The 6150-nt window shown below is 72.2% G+C and carries 3 protein-coding genes; 1 reads left to right on the forward strand and 2 read right to left on the reverse strand.

Annotated elements, in window-relative coordinates:
- Both ABZ281_RS33255 and ABZ281_RS33260 read right to left on the reverse strand, forming a co-directional pair.
- Positions 1 to 744: cellulase N-terminal Ig-like domain-containing protein (locus ABZ281_RS33255; protein ID WP_356661573.1), on the reverse strand; the 744-nt coding region annotated here is incomplete at its 3' end.
- Positions 745 to 896: 152 nt separating this feature from the next.
- Positions 897 to 3989 carry a glycoside hydrolase family 2 TIM barrel-domain containing protein gene (locus ABZ281_RS33260; RefSeq protein ID WP_356661575.1) on the reverse strand — a complete coding sequence of 1031 codons (3093 nt, stop codon included), beginning with the start codon at positions 3987 to 3989 and terminating at the stop codon, positions 897 to 899.
- A gap of 255 nt (positions 3990 to 4244) precedes the next feature.
- Here ABZ281_RS33260 and ABZ281_RS33265 point away from each other — a divergent pair.
- Positions 4245 to 6150: SpoIIE family protein phosphatase (locus ABZ281_RS33265; protein ID WP_356661577.1), on the forward strand; the 1906-nt coding region annotated here is incomplete at its 3' end.

Below are 6150 nucleotides of genomic sequence, written 5' to 3' on the forward strand. Positions count from 1 at the left end.
GGAGCCGAAGTCGATGGAGTGGACGTTCTGTCCGGAGGAGGCGTCGACCCCGCGCGGCAGGGTCGTGCCCCGGGCGACCACCGTTCCGCCGGAGTTCTTCAGCTGCCAGGGCAGCCTCGCCGTGGCGTCGGTGACCAGGGTGGCGTTCTTCGGGCCGGCCGGGAGGTAGCCGACCTGGTTGACGCGGACCCGGGGGCCGGTGTCGGGCTCGTACGGTTCCGGCGTCACGCCGCCGAGCAGCGAGACGTCGTCCATGCAGAAGCGCCACGCGTCCGCGCTGCCGCCGAGCTGGAAGCCGACCTGGCCCTGGGTGGTGTCGACGGGCGAGGTGAAGGTGTAGGAGTAGCGGTCGCCGGAGACGCTGAGCTGCGGTGTCACCTCGTGGTAGGTGTCGTAGGGCGACACCGACAGGCCCACGATCGCCCGCACCACGTGCCCGGCGGGTGTCCCGGTCGCGCTGAACGAGAAGCGGTACGACTCGCCCTTCACGAGGGTGATGTCGTTCTGCCCGACGGCGGCGTCCCAGCGGTTGGCGGTGCCCCCGGGGACGTCGGCGCAGAGCCGGCCGTCGGACAGACCGGCGGTGACGTTGCTCGTCGTCCACCAGGGGTCGGTGGCGGTGTCGAAGGTGCCGTTCCTGACCTGCTCGACCTCGTCGGCCCCGGCCGGCGAGGAGGGCAGCGCGGTGAGCGCGGTCGCCAGCAGGGCTGTCAGGGACAGCAGGGCGGTTCTGCGTCGTTTCACGTCTGGGCTCCTCGGGGAGGTGCGGGTGACGCTCGGCGTGGGAGCGCTCCCAGAAGCGGACGCTGGCCATGGTTGTGGTTGATGTGACGCCCCGTCAACGGTCCGGACGGGACTGGCTGTTCGCCGCCCGCCCGGACCGTGGCACCGGGGACTCAGACGGCCGGGGCGTCCAGCCGGCTGATGCGGATCGCGCCCCGCGGCTCCCCGGGGCGGCGGCTCGTGAGAGTGAGCCGGATCCGGGAGCCGCGGACCGCCTTGAAGGTGATCACGGTGGGGGCGTCGGAGGCGGTGGCCCAGCCGATCTCGGTGTCCCGTGCGGCCTGCCAGGCTCGGCCGTCCCAGACCGCCACCTCGATCGCCGCGGGCAGGCTGTGCGTGGCGTCCACGGTGAAGGAGACGTCCACCCGGTCGTAGCCGCGGGTGCGCCCGTGGTCGACACCGACCCAGTCCTCGGCCCGCGCCCCGTCGAAGGCCGGCAGCAGGGGCGTGGCCTGCTTGAAGAAGCCGTTGGACCAGCCGGTGGCCGGGTCACCGTCGAGCATGGCGGCGGGCAGGGTGTCCGGGCGGCCTGAGTAGCCGGCGTCCGCGCGTGGGAGGCCGGCGGGGACCGGGTGCTCGGGCCCGAAGACGGCCGGGGCCGTCTCGGCCCGGTCCTGCGCCCGGGTGGCCCGTACGGCCGCCGTGCCCGCGCGCAGCCCTTCGGCGCGGGCGGTCACCTTCACCTCGCCCGCCTTCGTGCCGGACCGGACGATCGCGAGCGCCTTGCCGTGGAAGGCGGTCCGGGTGCTCGCCTGGTAGCGCTCGGCGCTCTCCTGGCGGCCGTTGTCGAGCCCGGCGAGGGAGCCGCCCGCCACCTCGAAGGACAGCAGGTGCTCCGCGTCGGGCACCACCACACCGCGCCGGTCGACGACCTCGGCGGTCACGAAGACCAGGGAACGGCCGTCCGCGGCGAGGGACGTGCGGTCCGCGGTCAGGCGTACCGCGTGCGGGGCCCCCGCGGTGCGCAGCACGTCGGTGGCGACCACCTTGCCGCCCTGCCGTGCGACGGCCTTCAGCTCGCCCGGCGCGAAGGGCACCTTCCACGTCAGATGGAGCTTGCCGGCGCTGCCGTTCGGACTGGTGTAGCTGCCGGGGTAAGGGCCGTCGGTGAAGGTCTTGTCATCCCCGGTCGCCTCGGTGGTCTCCAGGTAGGTGCGGCCGTCGGCGGTCTTCTTGGTGTCGAACCGCCGCACGCCCAGGGACCTGCCGTTGAGGTACAGCTCGACGGTGTCGACGTTCGCGTACGCCCAGACCTCGACCGTGTCGCCCTTCTCGTGGTTCCAGGTCATCGGCAGCAGGTGGACCATCGGCTCGCTGGTCCACTGGCTTCGGAACAGGTGGTACATGTCCTTCGGGAAGCCCGCCGTGTCGACCGCCCCGAAGAAGGACGCCTTGACCGGGAAGACGTCGTACGGCGTGGGTTCGCCGATGTAGTCGATGCCGGACCAGAGGAACTGCCCGGCGAACCACTTCCGGTCCCGGTCCTTCTTGTGGCCGTACTCGCCGCTCATGGTCCAGGAGGCGAGGTTGTTGTCGTAGGAGGAGGTCGCCCGTCTGCCCGGGGTGTGGTTCTCGCCGGTGTTGAGGTGCTCGGGCTCCTGGTAGGCGCCGCGGGTGGAGGTCTCCGAGGAGGACTCCGACTCGAAGAGGAACAGGTGCGGGTAGGCCGCGTGCAGCTGGTCGACCGACTTGGCGGTGTTGTAGTTGAGGCCGAGGCCGTCCAGCTTGGCCAGCATCAGGTCGGCCGCGGAGCCCTTGGCGGGCAGGCGGCGGTACTTGTCGGAGCCGATGACCAGCGGGCGGGTGTCGTCGGCGGCCTTGATCGCCCCGATGATCCGGTCGGCCATGGCGAGGCCTGCGGTGGAGGTGGAGTCGGGGACCTCGTTGCCGATGGACCAGCTCAGCACGGCGGGCGAGTTGCGGGCCGCCAGCACCATCTCGGTGGCGTCCTTCTCGCACCACTCGTCGAAGAAGCGGCCGTAGTCGTACCGGTTCTTGCCGGTGCGCCAGCAGTCGAACGCCTCCACCAGCATGATGACGCCCAGCTCCTCGCAGACCTGGATCACCTCGGGCGCGGGCGGGTTGTGGGAGGTGCGCAGGGCGTTGACGCCCATGGACCGCATGATCTCCAGCTGCCGGCGGACCGCGTCGATGCTGACGGCGGCGCCCAGTGCGCCGAGGTCGTGGTGGAGGTCGACGCCCTTGATCTTGTGGCGGGTGCCGTTGAGGAAGAAGCCCTCGTCCGGGTCGAAGCGGAAGGTGCGGAAGCCGAAGACGGTGCGGTGGGTGTCGGTCGTTCGGCCGCCAACGCGCAGATCGGTGTGCAGGGTGTAGCGGTGCGGTGTCTCGAAGTCCCACAACTCGGGTCTCCGTACCGTGAGTTCATGGGTCTCGGTGTGCTCGTCGGTGACGGTCGCGGCGGAGGAGGTGCGGGCGACCGTCCGGCCGTTGCGGTCGACGATCCGCGAGACGACCTCGACGTCCGCGCCCGCGCCCGAGGCGTTGACGACGGAGGTGCCGACCCGTACGAGGGCACGCTCGGCGGAGATCTCGGGCGTGGTGACGCGGGTACCCCAGCGTGCCACGTGCACCGGCTCGGTGATCACCAGGCGGGCCTCGCGGTAGATGCCGCTACCGGAGTACCAGCGGCTGCTGGGGAGCCGGTTCTGAACCTTGACGGCGATCACGTTCTCGGTGCCGTCGGTGTGCACCTGGTCGGTGAGGTCGAGGGCGAAGCCGGTGTAGCCGTAGGGGTGATGGCCGGCCTCCTTGCCGTTGCAGTAGACGGTGGAGTCCATGTAGACGCCGTCGAACTCCACAAAGACGCGCTTGCCGGCGAGGGCGGGCGGCAGGGTGAAGGCCAGGCGGTACCAGCCGAGGCCCCCGGGCAGGAAGCCGGTGCCGCTGGTGGTGCCGTGTTCGGTGGTGGGGGTCTGCTCGATGCTCCAGTCGTGCGGGACGGCTCTCTCGCGCCATCCGGAGTCGTCGTAGCCGGGAAGGTGGGCGTCCGCGTAGGCGCCGGACGGGTCGGTGATGCCGCCCGGGTTCACCAGCGCGAAGCGCCAGCCGTCGCGCAGTGCGACGGTCCGGCGGCCGGACCCGCCACGGGCCTCCCCGGCGGCCCACGCCTCCGGGGCGCCGAGCAGCGTCCCGGCCGCGGGTGCGGCCGCGGAGGCGAGCAAGACCGATCTGCGACTGACCGACATGACGGCTCCCTCATCAAGGCCCAGAAGTACTCACAACTGATCGTGAACAAACAGATTCTGTCGACGTGTCACACATGGCCGTCAAGGGTGCGGAAGCGCCCTTCTGCCTCATGGACGGCTTCGGCCGGATTTGCGCCTTGACCCCGGCCGGAGAGGCGGCACCGGGGTTACCGGTCCACGCCGGGCGGCCACGGACTACGCTGGAACTCAACTGACTTCCCTGTTCACTGTGAGTGTCCGTATGGAGTCGCGACGATGAGTCCGGACGAGGCGTTGGACGATGGCGTGGCCGCCCGTGCCGTCATCGCCGTCGACGGCACGCTCACCGAGTGGAGCGAGGGCGCCCGCCGCCTGCTGGGCCACACCGCCGCCGAGGTCGTGGGCCGCCCGGCCGCCGCCCTGCTGGCCGACGGCGCGGACCCGCCGGCCGTGCCGGACGACTCCCGCTGGAGCGGCACAGTCACCCTGCGCCACCGCGACGGCCACCCCGTCACCCTCTGGGTGCTCGCCCACCGCAGACCGCCGGACGGGGCGGAAGCGACCGACTGGCTGGCGGTGTCCCCGCCGGAGGCCGCCGACCAGGCGCTGGCGGACGACCCGCTGGTACGCATGGCCCTGAAGCAGTCGCCCTGCGCCACGATGATCTTCGACGAGCGGCTGCGGCTGCGCGGCGTCAACGAGGCCATGGCGGATCTGCTGGGACTGCCCGCCGGGCGAATGCTGGGCCTCAGGCCCACCGACGTCGGCAGCCGGCCGCCGAACGCCGAGCTCGAGGAACATCTGCGCCGGGTGCTGAGCACCGGCCGGCGGCAGGACATGCAGACGTACATGAAGGCGACCGGCGAGAACCGGGGCGCGCACGCCTGGCTGGCCCGGATGGCGCCGCTCACCGACGGCGCGGGCCGGGTGCGGGGCGTGTGCGTGACCGCCCACGACTTCTCCGAACAGTACCGCTCGCGAGAGCGGTTGCAGCTGGTCAACGAGGCCAGCGTGCGCATCGGCACCACCCTCGACGTCACCCGTACGGCCCAGGAGCTGGCGGACGTGTGCGTCCCCGCGCTCGCCGACTTCGTCAGCGTCGACCTGCTCGATCCGCAGGAGCAGGGCGGCGAGTCCGCCGGACCGCCTGCCCCGCCCCTGAGCCTGCGCAGGACCGCCCATCAGTCGGTGAACAAGGGCAGCCCCGAGGCCGTCGCCAAGCCCGGGCAGGTGGACGTCTACCCGGAGAACTCGCCGCAGGCCGCCTCGCTGGCCGCGGGGCACACGGTCGTGGCCTCGGGCGCCTCCGGCGACCTCGAGCGGTGGCTGGCCTGGGACCCGGTCCGCTTCCAGCGGATCCAGGAGTATGGCATCCACTCGACGATGTCCGTTCCCCTCCAGGCTCGGGGCACGACCCTCGGGGTGGCGGTCTTCACCCGCTTCCGGCGCCCCGAGGCCTTCACCGACGACGACGTGCTGCTGGCCGAGGAGGTCACGGCCCGGGCCGCCGTCTGCATCGACAACGCGCGCCGCTACTCCCGCGAGCGCGAGACGACGCTCACCCTGCAGCGCAGCCTGCTGCCCCGCACCCTGCCCCGCACGGCGGCGGTCGAGGCGGCCTCCCGCTATCTGCCGGCCACCCGCTCCGGCGTGGGCGGCGACTGGTTCGACGTGATCCAGCTGTCCGGGATGCGGGTCGCCATGGTCGTCGGCGACGTCGTCGGCCACGGCATCCAGGCCTCGGCCACCATGGGCCGGCTGCGCACCGCCGTCCGTACCCTCGCCGACATCGACCTGGCCCCCGACGAACTCCTCACCCACCTCGACGACCTGGTCGTCCGGCTCTCCCAGGAGTCCGGCGGGGACAACGGCACCGGAGAGGTGGGCGCGACCTGTCTGTACGCGGTCTACGACCCGGTGTCCCGGCGCTGCAACCTGGCCCGGGCCGGGCATCCGCTGCCCCTGCTGTTGCCGCCGGACGGCCCGGCCCGGCAGCTCGACCTGCCCTCGGGGCCCCCGCTGGGTGTCGGGGGGCTGCCGTTCGAGTCCGCGGAGGTCGAGCTCCGCGAGGGCAGCGTTCTGGCCTTCCACACGGACGGGCTGCTCATGAGCCGCGAGCGGGAGGGGGACGCGAGCGGCCGGCTGCTCCGCGAGGCTCTGTCGGCGCCCTCCGACTCCCTGG

Source organism: Streptomyces sp. NPDC006265 (assembly GCF_040613555.1).
Taxonomy (GTDB): domain Bacteria; phylum Actinomycetota; class Actinomycetes; order Streptomycetales; family Streptomycetaceae; genus Streptomyces.